The organism is Spiroplasma culicicola AES-1, assembly GCF_000565175.1.
In the GTDB taxonomy this organism is placed as follows: Bacteria; Bacillota_I; Bacilli_A; order Mycoplasmatales; family Mycoplasmataceae; genus Spiroplasma_A; species Spiroplasma_A culicicola.
Genome location: NZ_CP006681.1, coordinates 1,139,973 through 1,155,555 on the forward strand (window position 1 = coordinate 1,139,973; position 15,583 = coordinate 1,155,555).

The window sequence follows — 15,583 nt, forward strand, 5'->3', positions numbered from 1 at the left end:
AAAAACTACTTTATTATAAGTTGATTAATCGTCGTAATCATCATCCATGTCGATTGAAATATCATCTTCAGTATCTGTTTCTTCATCGTCATCGTCGTCATTACTTGAATCTAACATTATTTTTGCTTTACCTAATTTTCCAGTAATATCTGAGTCATCAAAAACATATGAATCAATATCTTCAAATTCTTCTGTTGTTTCGAATTTGTCAACATAATCATATTGTTTTTTAATGTCATCAAACTTTAAATAATCTCTTAATCCCCATTTACCATCAGAAGTTAGTGCGAATCTATTATCTAAAACTAAATCACTGTATAATTCAGCAATAATCTCATTTTTATCTTCATTTGAACCAACAATATCTTTTGATATTGAGTTTCAAATATCTTCAAAACTTGCATCACCTTTATTTTTTTGTAAATATTCGAAAGCTAAATCGATTGTAGGTATATTTGCCATATGTTTTCCCCCATAGAATTTATTTTACATTATCATTGATAAAAACAAACACATTTTTTTCAATATTTTTTGGTGAAATCTCTAATATTTCAGAAATTTGAGTTATTTCAAATAATTGCTCATTTTTTAATAAATAGATCTTTTCATCTTTTTTTGCATCATTTGATTTATAAATATTGAATTTTTCATTTTTAATAATAGTAAAATAGTATTTTTGTTCTTCTATACTATAATTTTCTTTTAATTTTTCAAATTGTTCGTTTGAAAGCTCACTTGAAATTTTTAAAAATTTTCTATTAATTAACATTTGTGATAATTTTGCAAGGATATCATCTTGTTCATCTATTGATGATTTAATAAACTCAATCATTGTGTAATCATCTAAACGATTATATTTATTTAAATCACAAGTTTTTTCTTCAATTAAATCAATTAAAGTGTCAATCATAAATTGATTTTTAAATTTAAATCCTGATCAATACAAGTCTTTTAATCTTGTAAATCAATTAGTAAATGTAATATCAAATGCTTGTGAAACTTTATGATTATAAATTTGTTTAAACATATAATATCTTCCTAATAAATAGTGTTCTAAAGCATTTAAAGTTTTTATTTTGAATACCATTTTATTTTCAAAGATACTTGCATTTCTAATAATTCACTCAATATCTAAGTTTGCATAATCAACTCCAGTATTGATTGAATCACGTAATAAATAATCTAATCTATCTGCATCCAATTGAGAAGAAACTAATAGATTTAAAATGTTATTTTTATGTTTTCCTTCAATTATTGAAGCCACTTCTTGAGGATCAATATTGTGACTTTTTAAAACTTGATTGATTTGTGTGTTTCCAATAATAATATCAATTGTATATTGTTCATGTGCTTGACTTGAAATTGATTCAAATGTATGTGAAAAGGGACCATGACCAATATCGTGAAGTAATCCAGCAATTTGAACTACTAAAGCCTCTTTTTCACTAATAGCATTTGAAATTTTTTCATTAGCTAAAAACTTATTAATAACACAGTATACTCCAATACAATGTGAAAACCTTGTATGGTTTGCTCCTGGAAAAACAAATTGTCCTCCACCAAGTTGAATAATTCTTCTTAATCTTTGAAATTCCTTAGTATCAATTAATTCTTTTATCACAGAATCTTTAATGTGAATGTCGCCATGTACATTATCTCTAATAAATTTGTCCATTAAATCACCTCTATAAGATTGAATTGATATTTTCAATTACTTTTTCTTTTCCTAATAATGAAATTGTTTTTGCTAATTCAGGACCATGTTCAGATTTTGTTGTAAATATTCTAACTGGCATAAATAATTCTTTTCCTTTTTTAGAATGATCTATTCCTAATTGTTTAATTAATTCTTTTAAATTTTCTTCATCAAAATTTTGTAATGATTCAATTTTTACTTTTAAATCTTCAATCATTTCCTTAATATCTTTAAATTGTTCTAATGTTATTTTTGTTTCTTGTGAAAGCTCAAAATTATTAAAGAACATATCTAAGTGATCATTAATTTGAGCTCCAAATTCTAATTCTTTTTTATAAAGCATCAAAACATTTTTTAATCATTCAGTTGATTTTGAATCTATATCAAATCTTGATGTATCAATAAATTTCTTTGTAAAATCAAAATATTCATCTTCACTAAGTTTTTTCATTCACTGACTATTAATTCATTTCATTTTTACCATATCAAAAGTACTTGGAGATTTTGAGAAGCGTTTTTCATCAAACATTTCAATGAATTGTTCAATAGTAAATATTTCTTGTTCAACTTTTGGACTTCAACCAAGTAAAGCAATGTAATTAAATAATGCCTCAGGCAAATAACCTTGTTCACGATATTGAGAAATAAAAAATACTGCATTTCCACTTCTTTTTGATAATTTCTTTTTAGTATCATCAACTATTAAAGTTAAGTGACAAAAAGCTGGTTCATCTCATCCAAATGCTTCATAAATCATACATTGTCTTGGGGTATTTGAAATATGTTCTTCACCACGAACTACATGAGTGATTTGCATATCAACATCATCAACAACAACTGCAAAATTATATGTTGCAATAGCATTTGATTTTAAAATTACAAAATCTCCAATTTCTTTTGAATTAAACTCAACTTCACCACGAACAATATCATTTATTTTATAAATTTTATTTTCTGGCACTAAAAATCTAATATTAAATGGCTTGTCACTATTATTTAAATCATCTTGATTATTTAAACATTTACGATTATATTGTGGTGCAACAATTCCTTTTGCCAATTGTCTTTCTCTATCCTCTTCAAGTTCTTCAGGAGTACATCAACATTTGTAAGCCTTTTTTTCTGCTATTAATTGATTTGCCAATTGTTGATAACGTTCAAACTTCATTGATTGCATATATGCTCCAAATTCTGCTTTTGGTTTTAAATATGATTCATCTGCATTAATACCTAATCAATCCATATTATCAAATTGAGATTCTAATGCACCTTCAACATTTCTTTCTTGATCTGTATCTTCAATTCTTACAATAAAATCTCCATTATAATGCTTTGCAAATAAGAAGTTCATTAATGCTGTTCTTGTATTTCCAATATGCAAATAACCTGTCGGAGATGGCGCATATCTTAGTCTATATCTTTTCATTTTAATTCTCTCCTTTATAAATTAATACATTTGAAATAACTTCAATAACATCAGTGGCTGTGTTTTCACTTGTAGTTGCTTTAATTGATATTTGATTTAATGCTAAATCAAATATATTTGCAACTGATTGTTTTAAAAGTTCTTTATGTTTTTTTAAATTGGGTTTATCCAAAATTATAATAGTATCTATATTTGAAATCTTATAATTTGCTTCTTGTAAATGTTGAATTACATCTTGTGCAATTTCTAAAGAACTAAAACCTTGTGGTTTTGTTTTTGAATTGTAATAAGTTCCTAAGTCACTTAAACCAAGTGCACCAAGTAATGCTTCACAAATTGCATGAAGTAAAACATCTCCGTCACTATAGGCATCTACTTTAAATTCACATTTAATATTTTGATTTGCTAAAGTAATATAATTACCCTCAATTAATTTATGAATATCTTTTGAAATTCCCGTTCTAAACATATTACACCTCTAACAAAAAGATTATAACCCATTTGTGCATAATTACTTGATTTATTGCTTTTGCAAAATAAAAACTGTCATAGACAGTTTAATTTAGTTATTAAATTTGAAAAAACACACATCTCCATCTTGAACAACATATCCTTTACCTTCAAGTCTAACTTTACCAGCATTTTTAAGTTGTTGTTCACTTCCATATTCAAACATATCTTCACAACGATAAACATCAGCTTTGATAAATCCCTTTTCAAAATCTGTATGAATAATTCCAGCACATTGAGGAGCAGTGTAACCATCCTTGAATTGTCAACCTCTTGCTTCTTGAGGACCACAAGTGAAATAAGTTTTTAAGCCTAAAGTTTTATAAGCCGCATTAATTAAAACTTCTAATCCAGGTTCTTCAATACCTGCATCTTGTAAGAAAACTTCTTTTTCCTCTGGATCAAGTTCACTTAATTCTTCTTCAATACGAGCACTAATTTTTACAACTTCACAATTATTTTGTGCAGCATACTCTCTTAATTTAAGAACATGATCATTATCTTTTGTTACTTCATCTTCTGCTACATTTGCAACATAAATTATTTTTTTTGTTGTCAATAATTGAAATGATTTTATTAAAATCATTTCTTCTTCATCAAATTCCAGCTTATTTAATAATTTACCTTCACTCAATTGTTCTTCACATTTTTTTAATAAATTATATTCTGCAATAATAGTTTTATCTTTTGAAGATTTAAATTTAGGTTCAACTTTTGCCAATCTTTTCTTAACACTAGCTTCATCTGCAAGAATTAATTCCAGTTCAATGATTTCAATATCTCTAATTGGATCAACACTACCTTCAACGTGAGTTATATCTTTTGATTCAAAACATCTAACAACTTCACAAATTGCATCTGTCTCTCTAATGTTTGCAAGAAAAGCATTTCCTAATCCTTCACCTTTACTTGCCCCAGCAATTAAACCAGCAATATCTACAAATTCAATTGTTGTATAAATTGTTTTTTTACTATTAAAGATTGCAGCTAACTTATCTAATCTTTTATCTGGTACTTCAACAACTCCAACGTTTGGTTCAATTGTTGCAAAAGGATAATTTGCAGCTTCAACTTTTGAATTAGTAATTGCATTAAATAATGTTGATTTTCCAACATTTGGCAATCCTACAATTCCAACTTGTAATCCCATAATTATTTTTCACTTTCTATATTTTTAATTTGTTTAATAAGTTTTTCTTTTTCAAATTCTAAAATAACTTTAGGATTTGAAACTGATTGCAATTTATAAATTGAACCAATTCGAATTACATGCCATACCTTAGTTTGGCTTGGATGTTCTTTTTTTAAAATTATTTTGTCTCCAATATTAATCTTCATCAATTAATCCCATTACTTCTAAAATACGATTTAGATCTGAATCATCTGCATATCTAATAGTCAGTTTTCCATTATCAATAGTAACTTTTGTTCCCAAAGTTCTCATCAATTTATTTTCAATATAAATTGTGTTAGCTTTTTTAGTTGGCTTAGAATTATTTGATGATGAAGGTTGATTTTGATTTTTAATTAAGCCTTCTACTTCTCTTGCTGTTAAATCCTCTTTTAAAATTCTTTCAAAAACTAAATCCAATAGCTTTTCATTATTTAAAATTGATAACAAAGGTTTTGCTTGACCCATTGTTATTTTTTTCTCCAACATTGCTTCTTGAACTTTTTCTGGCAAATTCAATAATCTCATAATATTTGCAATATGTGATCTTGACTTTCCAACTCTAGAAGCAATTTCCTCTTGTTTCAGTTTTAAATTTGTAGACAATTTTTTATAAGCAACAGCTTCTTCAATATCTAACAAATCAACACGTTGGATGTTTTCAATAATAGCAAACTCTTCCATTTGTTGATCTGTTACATTTAGAACAATTACAGGAACTTCTTTTAATCCTGCAATTTTAGAAGCACGTGTTCTTCTTTCACCAGCAATAATTTCATTATTTGAATTAATAATAATTGGTTGAATTAATCCATGAATTTTAATTGACTCTGCTAATTCATTTAATTCTTCTTGTTCAAATATTTTTCTTGGTTGGTGTGGATTTGGTTTTAAAAGATTTATATCTATCATTTTTGTATTTTCTGTTTTCAAGTTTTTGTCATTTTCAATAACGCCAACTATATCACTAACAGATTCCCCAAAAATATCATCTAATCCTTTAAAATTATATTTTTTCTTAGCGGCCATTTTCTTTCAACACCTCTTTTACAAATTCAATGTATGCAACTGAACCTGGTCCATTCTTGTCATATTCAAAAATTGATTTACCTTCAATTGAAGATTCAGAAACTTTAATATTTCTTGGAATAACTGATTTATAAACTTTTGGTCCAAATGTTTTCATAATTTCTTCTAAAACATCATGTGCCAATCTTGTTCTTGAATCGAACATAGTTACAAGAACTCCTTCAATTGTTAAATTCTTGTTAAGAGTTTCTTTTACTTTTTTAATTGTTCTTAAAAGTTGAGCCACCCCGTGCATGGCATAGTGTTCTGCTTGAATTGGAATTAAAACAGTATCTGAAATTGCCAATCCGTTTCTATTAATTAATCCTAAACTTGGCGGACAATCAATTACAATGAAATCATAATTATCTTTAATTTCTTCAATTTGGTCTTTTAAAACATTTTGATTGTTATTTTTTTGTTCAAGTAAAATTAAGTCAACTGCTGCAACATCAATTGAGCTTGGTGCTAAATCAACATTTGGTTTAATATCTTTAATAATTACTTCTTGTAAAGTTTTGTCACCAACAAAAACATGGTACATACTTAAAGTTTCATTATCAATTTCATAGCCTACTCCTGTAGTTGCATTAAATTGTGGATCCATATCTATTAGTAATACTTTTTGGTTTGCAAGTGCTAAACCACAAGCTAAGTTAATTGATGTTGTAGTTTTTCCAACACCACCCTTTTGATTTGATACTGATATTATTTTTGCCATTTCAATTTCTCCATCCTTATTTACCTAATGGTTTCTTTTTAATTTGTGAATATAATCTTGGATAATTATTATTTGTTGAATTTATTTTTTTATAAAATAAATTAACTCTTTCACCAACATTTTCTATATTTAGTTTTTGTTCCACATATAATTTTAATCCAATATCACTCTCTTTGTTATTTAATTCTAAAATTTCATTAACAACATTTTTTGATTTTAAACAGATGAATTGTCCTCCAACTTTTAAGAATTGAACTCCCAATTCAAGTAAAACATTTAGTGGTGCCATTGCTCTTGAAACAACTATATCAAATTGTTCTTTTTTTTCAATTGATAATTCTTCTGCACGAGCACTAACAGCATAAATATTTTTTAAACCCAATTCATGAATAACTAGATTTAAGAAATTTATTTTTTTACCATTTGATTCAATTAAATAAATGGTTGTATCTGGATAAATTATTTTTAGAACAATCCCTGGAAAACCAGCACCAGTACCAATATCTATGATACTTTGATTTGTAATTTCGATTTTCTGAGTAAATAATAAAGAATCTAAAAAATGTTTATAAAAGACTTCTTGATCATCAATAATCCTTGTAAGATTATGAATCTTATTTTGCTCTTGCAATATTTTCATATATTTTAATAATTGCTCTTTCTGTAGGGAAGTAATTTTAGTAATGTTTTCTTCAAAAATATCTCAATTCATTGATAAGCCTCCCAAATAAAAAAAGCGAATATACGCTTTTTTAATTTTACCAATTTTACTTAATATTTGGATTAAAAGTTGATTTTTTTATTAATTCTTCATTAATGAAATATCAAATTGCAATTGGAACAATTACTATCAATGATGAAATTGATGTTAATAATCCAATAAAATCCAATCTAATAAATGGCATTATGAAAAATTCAAAATTAACATATCCAAGAACAATAATTAACAATATTGCAGTGATAATTCCAATCACATAAGCACCTTTAACTTTTCTTACATTAACTTTATTTGTATGTCGATTACGAATTTGACCAATTATTAATGCTAAATAAATTAAGAAACAGTAAATAACTGTTGTACTTGATAATGTATCTGCAATTAACATATGATTTGGTGTTTCATTTCTAACAATACCAATAATAATTGAAATTGAAGTTGTAAATATATAAATTACATCTGTAATAATTGCTCCTAAGAAAGAAGCTGATTTATGTGAAATATTTTCATATCTCTTTCCTAAATATATGAATTTTTCATCTGCAGCAGATTTAATCGTTCTAGGAATTAAGGTTGTATATCCATTAATAACTGTCAAGATTGTTAAAGTAATTATTATTTTAAACAATAAACTAATCCCTGGAGCGTTTTCATTAAACATACTATCAAATAAATTAAAAATATTGCCATCATTTGCTCCAATAAAAATTGAAATGGTAATAATAATATAAAATGCTGTTACTCCAATAATTGCTGTTAACATTGCTGGTTCAACAACTTCTTTGTGCTCAACGTCTTTTTGTAAAGTTGAAGCATGAATAAAGCCATCAAATGCAAATAAAATTGGAATCGCTGTTGCAAAGAATGTTCCTAAACTTCATTGACCACTTGATTTATCAAATGAATTACTTTCGCCATCAACATTTCCTGTTAAAAAAAGAACAAATCCCCCAATAACTACTGCAAATAATGGAATAAACTTTACAAATGTAAATATTGTTTGAATTCATTTACTTGGTTTTGATGTATATGAATTCATAATTTGAAAGCTAATCAATAAAATAGTTGATAGTGTTATTTTTATTGAAAGAAAACTTGCAGTTGATAATGTTTCATGTAATGCAGTTTTACCTGTTGCTGCTAAAAATGGTTCAATTCCATATGTGAATAACACATCAACAGTGAACAATGCCCCAATTGAAGCTAAAACTGGCATATAAAAACCTACATAAAATATTGAAAATAAACTTGCAGATTGTCTATTTAAAAATTTATTTGATCAAGATTGCACAGTATTATGATCATCTTTTTCAATTGATGAAGCAATTTCTATAAAAGAAATCATCATTAATGTACAAACTACACCAATAAAGGCTCATACTACTAAAGCTAAATATGGATTTTGCCCCGCAGTTTCAAGTACACCACCACTACTTCTATTTTTCAAATAAATTCCTGAACCAACAACAATTCCAAAAGCCATTGAAAAAATGGTTAGAAATTCAAAAATTTTATTCCTCGCTTTATTTTTTTTATTTACTTTTATCAATTTTATTCACTTCCTTATTTTTTAATAAAAAGTCATTTACCAACCATGTACTAATTATTATTGTTAAAAATCCAAATCACATTGAAGGAATGATTAATTTATCAGCTCCTCCAAATTTAATAAAATCAACTATGTTTTGGACAATACTTACATAATGCATATAAGATACCATAAATACTAATATCAACAAAGTAATTATACCAATAGCATAACTACCTTTAAACTGTTTTGTTTGATATTTTTTTGTTCTTCTATTGTCTAATAATCCAGCCATTATTAATCCATAAATTATAAAAACAAATAAAATTCCTGTATCTGCAGAATAATATGATACTAAAAAGTAATCTAATGATCCTTTATCTGTTATTAACAATGAGATTGTTACAAAAATAACTGCCATTGTCATAGTTATAATTCCACTCATTAAACAGGCTTTTTTATAATCTAATTTTTTAGAATTATCTTTTGAATAGATGTATCCTTCATCAATTGAACCTTGAATCATTCTTGGAAATAATGCAGTATATGCATTAACTGTAGCAAGTAATGTAACCACAATTATTAAATTAAATACTAATGATAACTGCGGACTGACATTATCAAACATGCTCAATACATTTCCATCATCTGATGCAACAAATATTGAAATAGTTATAATTAAATAAAATATTGAAACTGCGATAATTCCTGTCAACATTGCTGGAGCAACAACTTCTTTATGCTCAATATCTTTTTGAATTGCAATTGAATCCACAAATCCATCAAATGCAAATAAAATTGGGATTAAAGCCATAAATATATGATTTACTTTAAATGGTTCATAATCAGTTTCAAATGAATTTTCTGAAATTTTTCCACTAAAAAATAATGTAAATCCCCCAATTAATACCATCAACAATGGTACAAATTTTAAAACTGAAAGTATAATTTGAACTCATTTACCTTCTTTTGTATAAAATGTATTAAATAATTGAAATCCTAATAAAATAACTGATCCAAGTATTAATTCAACTGTAATTCTTACAGTTTCTCCACCCATTAAATCATTTAAAGTATGTGCTTCATTAGAAGTTGCAAATACAAATGCATCAACTGCACTAAATAGTGCATTTACAGTAAATAGTCCCCCAATTATAGTTAGTACTGGTCAATAGATAACAATATAAAATATTGAAAATATTGTTCCAAATCTTCTTCCTAAAAAGGTTGCCCCAATTGTAGGCATAGTATTATGTTCATCTTTTTTTGATATTGATGAAGCTTCAATAAATGAAAGCATCATCATACAAGCAAATACTCCAACAAAGACTCAGACAGCTATTGCAACTCATGGGTTTTGCCCAGCAGCTGCAAGAACTCCATCTTTACTAGAGTTTTTTAAATAAATCCCTGAACCAACAACAATTCCAAATGTAAGTGAAAATATCGTTAGAAATTCAAAAGTTTTATTCATTGCCTTATTTTTTTTATTAACCTTTATCATCTTTTACCTCGTTATATTTTTTCTTTAAATAGAACAACAGCATTTGAATATCTGCAGGATTAACTCCAGTTATTCTTGAAGCTTGACCAATTGATTTTGGTCTTACTCTTTCAAGTTTTTGTTTTGCTTCAACTGCTATGTTTTCTACATCATCATAATTTATATCAGTTGGTATTTGTTTCCTTTCCAATTTAATAAATTTTTCGATTATTTCATTTTCTTTTTTAATATAACCTTCAAATCTAATTTCTATTAAAATTATTTGCAATTGTTGATCTGTTAAAGCACTCAAAAAATCAATATGTCTTTTTAAAACATCCATTTCAACTTTTGGTTGTTTTAAAATTTCATATGCACTTAAACCTTGAGTTAATTCTGCTTGTTCTAATTCTTTAAGTTCTTTTGCCAAATCAGTTTTTGGTGAAAACCGAATATCTTTTAATTTTAAAATTGTTTCATTAATTTCATCTTTGAATTTTGTAAATTGAATAAATTCTTCATCTGAAATCAATCCAATTTCATGACCATATTGTTTCAATCGCATTTCTGCATTATCATTTCTTAAAGTTAAACGATTTTCTGCACGACTTGTAAGTAGCCGATATGGTTCTACAACACCTTTATTAATTAAGTCATCAATCATAACTCCAATGTATGATTCATTTCTTTTTAAAATTAAAGGATTAAGTCCATTAATTTTTCTAACAGCATTTATTCCAGCAATTAATCCTTGTCCCGCAGCTTCTTCATAGCCACTAGTTCCATTAATTTGTCCTGCTGTAAATAATCCGTTAAATCCTTTCAATTCAAGTGATAAATTTAATTGTTGAGGATCTATACAATCATATTCAATTGCATAAGCTCATTTATCAACAATCACATTTTCAAAACCAGGTAAACTTCTCAACATTAAGTCTTGAACTTCAATTGGCATTGAAGTTGAAAATCCTTGCACATAAAAAGTATCTAATTGCTTAGATTCTGGTTCTAAAAAAATTTGATGTGTTTCTTTTTTATTAAATCTTACAATTTTATCTTCAAAACTTGGACAATATCTTGGTCCAACAGATTGAATTTCTCCAGAATACATTGCAGATCTATTTAAATTATCCTCAATAATTTTTTTAGTTTCTAAAGTTGAATGAATCAAATAACAATCCATTTGTTTTGAAAACTCTATTGGATTTTTGGTAGAAGATGAAAATGCTAAAGGCATATTTGTTCCAGGTTCAATGACAGCTTTTGATAAATCTATTGAATCCTTTTTTACTCTTGGTGGTGTTCCAGTTTTAAATCTAAAAGTTTTAATATTATTTTTAATTAGAGTTGCGCTTAAACTTTTTGTAGTGATCTCATCATTAGGACCACTTTCAAATTTTTCTTCACCTCTATAAATTAAACTTGATAGATATGTTCCAGTTGTTAATACAACTGCTTTACATGAAATTGTTTTTCCACTTTTTAGTATTACACCTTGAACATTATTTTGATTATCTAAAATAATATCTTCAACAGCATCCACAACTAAAGTTAAATTTTTTTGTTCTTTAACTTTATTTTGCATATACTTTGAATATTCAATTTTATCTGACTGAGCGCGTAGTGCTCAAACTCCAGGTCCTCTTGATGAATTTAATAATTTCATTTGCAAAGCAGTTGCATCAGCTGCTTTTGCCATTTCTCCACCAAGTGCATCAATTTCTCTTACAACAATTCCTTTTGCAGGACCTCCAACAGAAGGGTTACATGGCATGGTTGCAATTTTATCTTCGTATAGATTTATTAAAATTGTTTTTTTGTTTAATCTAGCGCTTGCAAGTGCAGCTTCAACACCAGCATGTCCAGCTCCAACTACAATAATATCTGCTTCCATGAATAAACACCTTCTTTCATTTTAATTATTTAATTCTTTCAAACAATACAAGTTTATTTTCAATTTTGTTAAAATTAAAATTATTTGATTCTAAATTTTTGAAATTTACTTCTTTAGGGTCAACACCCATTTGACCAACCATTAGTGGATAAGAATTTACCAAGATTGGTTTTAATAAGAAAGAAATTATCATAATATTTTTTTGTAAAATTGAAAGCACAAGATTTAGATCATCTATTTTTTGTTCTTTTTCAAGAGCTCATGGTTTTGTGTCTTCAATAAATTTATTACATTCTTGTCCAAGTTTTAAAATCACTTGACAAGCTTCTGACATATTATATTGATCCATTAATTTTTGATATTCTTTAATAGTTTCATTTCCAAGTTTTACTAAAAAATGAGATTCATCAATTTTTGTTTCTAAAAGTTTTCCATCAAAATATTTCATAATCATATTTGAAACTCTTGATAATAAATTTCCAACATTATTTGCAAGATTAGTATTAAATGATTCAATAAATAATTCATCAGTAAAGTTACCATCTTTGTCTGTTGGTAAATTATTTATGATATAAAATCTCAATGCATCACTTGAATATTTTTCAATTAACTCTATTGGATCAATTACATTTCCAAGTGATTTAGACATTTTAGTATCTTTACTTAAAATTCATCCATGACTTAATAACTTATCAGGTGCTTTTAAATCTAATGACTTTAACATAACTGGTCAATAAATTGAATGGAAACGAGTGATTTCTTTTCCAACTAATTGAAGTACTTCACTATCATGCGATCAAAATTTTTGTAACATTGATTCATCATTACTACCTCAACCTAATGCTGTAATGTAATTTGATAAAGCATCCAGTCATACATAAATAACATGATTTGGATTTTCCAAAACTTCAATTCCTCATTTAAAACTAACTCTAGTTACTGATAAATCTTCTAAGTCATTATTAATAAAATTATTTAACATTTCCTTTTTTCGATTTGCAGGTTCTAAAAAGTCAGTTGCAAATAATTCTTGCAAATAATCTTTGAAATTTGAAACTCTTAGCATATATGTTTCTTCTTCAAAATCAACTGCTTTGTTTTTACAAACATTATGAATAAAGTCTTCATCCATTTGCTCACGAGTTAAAAATTCTTCACAGCTAATACAATATTTTCCACTGTACTTTGAAGGATAAATCAAATCTTTAGACAATAAAAGACTGAACATTTTTTGAACAGCTTTAACATGATCTTCATCAGTTGTTCTAATAAAACGATCATAATCTATATTTAATTTTTCTCACAACTCTTTAAATGTTAATACAATTCCATCAACATATTCTTGAGCAGACATATTAGCTTCAACTGCTTTTTGTTCAATTTTTTGACCATGTTCATCTGAACCAGTTAAAAAGAAAACGTCGAAACCGTTTTCTTTTTTGTATCTTGCCATCACGTCTGCTAAAGTTGTAGTATATGTGTGTCCAATATGTAATTTTCCACTTGGATAATATATTGGAGTAGAAACAAAGAAATTTTTTGACATACTATTTTTCCTCTACTTGTAAATTGTAAATTCCTTTTAAACCTCTATAACTTTCATTATGTGTTAATCCATAACCTACAATGAAAACATCATCAAGTTTAAATAAACTTTCAACGTTCAATTCTTCATTTTTTTCTTTTGATTTTTTATCAATCAATGATAATAACTTAACATCTTTTGGATTTTCAGCCATTACTAAGTCATAAGTTTTTTTCAATGCATTTCCTTTATAAAAAATATCACATACAATTAAAACATTTTTATCTTCCAATGAATCTGTTAAACCTAAATCAATTTTAGCCGTGTGATCTTCACCCGGTTTTCTTGTTATAAATTGAATTGTTACATCAATTGGTAATTCTCTAATTAAGTCTGCTACAAATACAAATGTACTTGATAATTCAGCAACAATTGTTAATTGCTGATTTTCATAAAGTTTTGCATAATCATTTGCAGCTTTAATAACAGCAGCCTTGATTTCTTCTTCAGTTATTAAAGTTACTAATTTGTGATTATCTATCATTTTAATCCATCACCCTTCTAAAAATTTTATCTACATGTCTAATAAAAAAATTAATATCAAATAATTCATCTAACTCATTATCATTACTAATAAATTTAGAAATGTTATTTTTAAGTAGAATAGTCTTAAACTCTTCTCCTGTTTGTTGACATTCTAATGTACAAGCTTGGATAAAGTCATAAACTTCTTCTCTAGAATAATTATACTTCATTAATATGTAAGTTAAAACTCTTTGACTAAAGAATAATCCTTTTTGCTCTTCAATGTGTTTTTCAATGTTTTTCACATTAATAACTAGATTATCAATAGTATTACTCATTCTTCTTAAAATATAGACCAAAATATTGAAAACATCTGGAAGCATTAATCGCTCATTTGAGCTGTGTGAAATATCTCTTTCATGTCACAAAAGATTATTTTCATATGAAGCAGACACAAATGTTCTCACATATCTTGCTAAACCAGATATGTTTTCACTACTAATTGGATTTTTTTTATGAGGCATTGAACTAGAACCTTTTTGTCCTTTATCAAAACCTTCACATATTTCTTGTACTTCACTTCTTTGAAAGTGACGAATTTCAATTGAAATCTTTTCTAAAGTTGAAGCAATATTTGCAAATGTCGACATTAAGTTCGCATGACGATCTCTTTGTGTAACTTGTGTTGATAATGTATCAACATTTAAATCCATTTTTTTAGCAACAATTTCTTCAACTTCTAATTCTAGATTTGCATAATTTCCCATTGAACCAGAAATTTTTGAAACTTCTATTTGCTTTCTTGCAAGATTAAAACGCTCAATTTGGCGTTTTATTTCTTCAAATCATAATAAGAATTTTAAACCTAATGAAGTTGGTTCACCATACATTCCGTGAGTTCTTCCCATAATGATTTGTGTTCTATTTTCATTTGCTTTTTCAAATAATGTTGCTTTTAATTTTTCTAGTGCTTCAAAAACAACTTGATTTGATAATTGAATCATTTTATTTTGAGCAGTATCAACTATATCTGTTGAAGTTAAACCCAAATGGATTCATTTTTTTTCTTCTCCTAATGTTTCTGAAATTGCTCTTGTAAACGCAACAACATCATGTTTTGTTTCTTTTTCAATTTCTAACATACGAGCACGATCAATTTTTGAATTCTTTAAAATTTTACTTAAGTCATCTTGAGGAACAACCCCTAGTTCACTTCATGCTTCAACAACAAATTTTTCAACATCTAATCATATATCTAATTTGTTATCTTCATTTCAAATTTGTTCAATCTCTTTAATTGAATATCTTTCTAGCATAA

15 protein-coding genes are annotated in these 15,583 nt (G+C 26.7%); all 15 read right to left on the reverse strand.

Annotated elements, in window-relative coordinates:
- Positions 1-24 precede the first annotated feature (24 nt).
- The 15 genes from rpoE to purB all read right to left on the reverse strand — a co-directional run bounded on the left by rpoE (position 25) and on the right by purB (position 15,581).
- Positions 25-462 carry a DNA-directed RNA polymerase subunit delta gene (gene rpoE / locus SCULI_RS05290; RefSeq protein ID WP_025363599.1) on the reverse strand — a complete coding sequence of 146 codons (438 nt, stop codon included), beginning with the start codon at positions 460-462 and terminating at the stop codon, positions 25-27.
- A 19-nt stretch (positions 463-481) separates the two neighbouring features.
- Positions 482-1,675, reverse strand: coding sequence for an HD domain-containing protein (locus SCULI_RS05295; protein WP_038648465.1), 1,194 nt, complete (start codon positions 1,673-1,675; stop codon positions 482-484).
- Positions 1,676-1,685: 10 nt separating this feature from the next.
- The gene (gene gltX / locus SCULI_RS05300; RefSeq protein ID WP_025363601.1) at positions 1,686-3,122 is read right to left on the reverse strand and encodes a glutamate--tRNA ligase; all 1,437 of its coding nucleotides are present in this window, start codon (positions 3,120-3,122) and stop codon (positions 1,686-1,688) included.
- Between the two features lies 1 nt (position 3,123).
- Positions 3,124-3,591, reverse strand: coding sequence for a 2-C-methyl-D-erythritol 2,4-cyclodiphosphate synthase (gene ispF / locus SCULI_RS05305; RefSeq protein WP_025363602.1), 468 nt, complete (start codon positions 3,589-3,591; stop codon positions 3,124-3,126).
- Between the two features lie 93 nt (positions 3,592-3,684).
- Positions 3,685-4,782: a redox-regulated ATPase YchF gene (gene ychF / locus SCULI_RS05310; protein ID WP_025363603.1), complete on the reverse strand. Its 1,098-nt coding sequence runs from the start codon at positions 4,780-4,782 to the stop codon at positions 3,685-3,687.
- A gap of 2 nt (positions 4,783-4,784) precedes the next feature.
- Positions 4,785-4,970, reverse strand: a complete 186-nt coding sequence (locus tag SCULI_RS05315) for a DUF951 domain-containing protein (RefSeq protein WP_025363604.1) — start codon at positions 4,968-4,970, stop codon at positions 4,785-4,787.
- Entirely contained in the window at positions 4,960-5,832 is an 873-nt protein-coding gene (locus SCULI_RS05320; RefSeq protein ID WP_025363605.1) for a ParB/RepB/Spo0J family partition protein, read from the reverse strand. Before SCULI_RS05320 ends, SCULI_RS05315 begins: the two co-directional genes overlap by 11 nt.
- Positions 5,822-6,592 (reverse strand): ParA family protein, encoded by a 771-nt coding sequence (locus SCULI_RS05325; RefSeq protein WP_025363606.1) that lies wholly within the window; start codon positions 6,590-6,592, stop codon positions 5,822-5,824. Before SCULI_RS05325 ends, SCULI_RS05320 begins: the two co-directional genes overlap by 11 nt.
- 16 nt (positions 6,593-6,608) lie before the next feature.
- Positions 6,609-7,304, reverse strand: a complete 696-nt coding sequence (rsmG, locus tag SCULI_RS05330; RefSeq protein ID WP_025363607.1) for a 16S rRNA (guanine(527)-N(7))-methyltransferase RsmG — start codon at positions 7,302-7,304, stop codon at positions 6,609-6,611.
- 55 nt (positions 7,305-7,359) lie between these two features.
- Entirely contained in the window at positions 7,360-8,859 is a 1,500-nt protein-coding gene (locus SCULI_RS05335; protein ID WP_025363608.1) for an APC family permease, read from the reverse strand.
- Positions 8,843-10,342: an APC family permease gene (locus SCULI_RS05340; RefSeq protein WP_025363609.1), complete on the reverse strand. Its 1,500-nt coding sequence runs from the start codon at positions 10,340-10,342 to the stop codon at positions 8,843-8,845. The genes SCULI_RS05335 and SCULI_RS05340 overlap by 17 nt, the downstream gene beginning before the upstream one ends.
- Complete coding sequence (mnmG, locus tag SCULI_RS05345; RefSeq protein ID WP_038648175.1) at positions 10,329-12,215, reverse strand: tRNA uridine-5-carboxymethylaminomethyl(34) synthesis enzyme MnmG; 1,887 nt, start codon at positions 12,213-12,215, stop codon at positions 10,329-10,331. Before mnmG ends, SCULI_RS05340 begins: the two co-directional genes overlap by 14 nt.
- A 25-nt stretch (positions 12,216-12,240) precedes the next feature.
- Complete coding sequence (gene metG / locus SCULI_RS05350) at positions 12,241-13,761, reverse strand: methionine--tRNA ligase (protein WP_025363611.1); 1,521 nt, start codon at positions 13,759-13,761, stop codon at positions 12,241-12,243.
- A gap of 1 nt (position 13,762) precedes the next feature.
- The gene (locus SCULI_RS05355) at positions 13,763-14,284 is read right to left on the reverse strand and encodes a phosphoribosyltransferase (RefSeq protein WP_025363612.1); all 522 of its coding nucleotides are present in this window, start codon (positions 14,282-14,284) and stop codon (positions 13,763-13,765) included.
- 1 nt (position 14,285) lies between these two features.
- Positions 14,286-15,581 carry an adenylosuccinate lyase gene (gene purB, locus SCULI_RS05360; RefSeq protein WP_025363613.1) on the reverse strand — a complete coding sequence of 432 codons (1,296 nt, stop codon included), beginning with the start codon at positions 15,579-15,581 and terminating at the stop codon, positions 14,286-14,288.
- Positions 15,582-15,583: the final 2 nt, after the last annotated feature.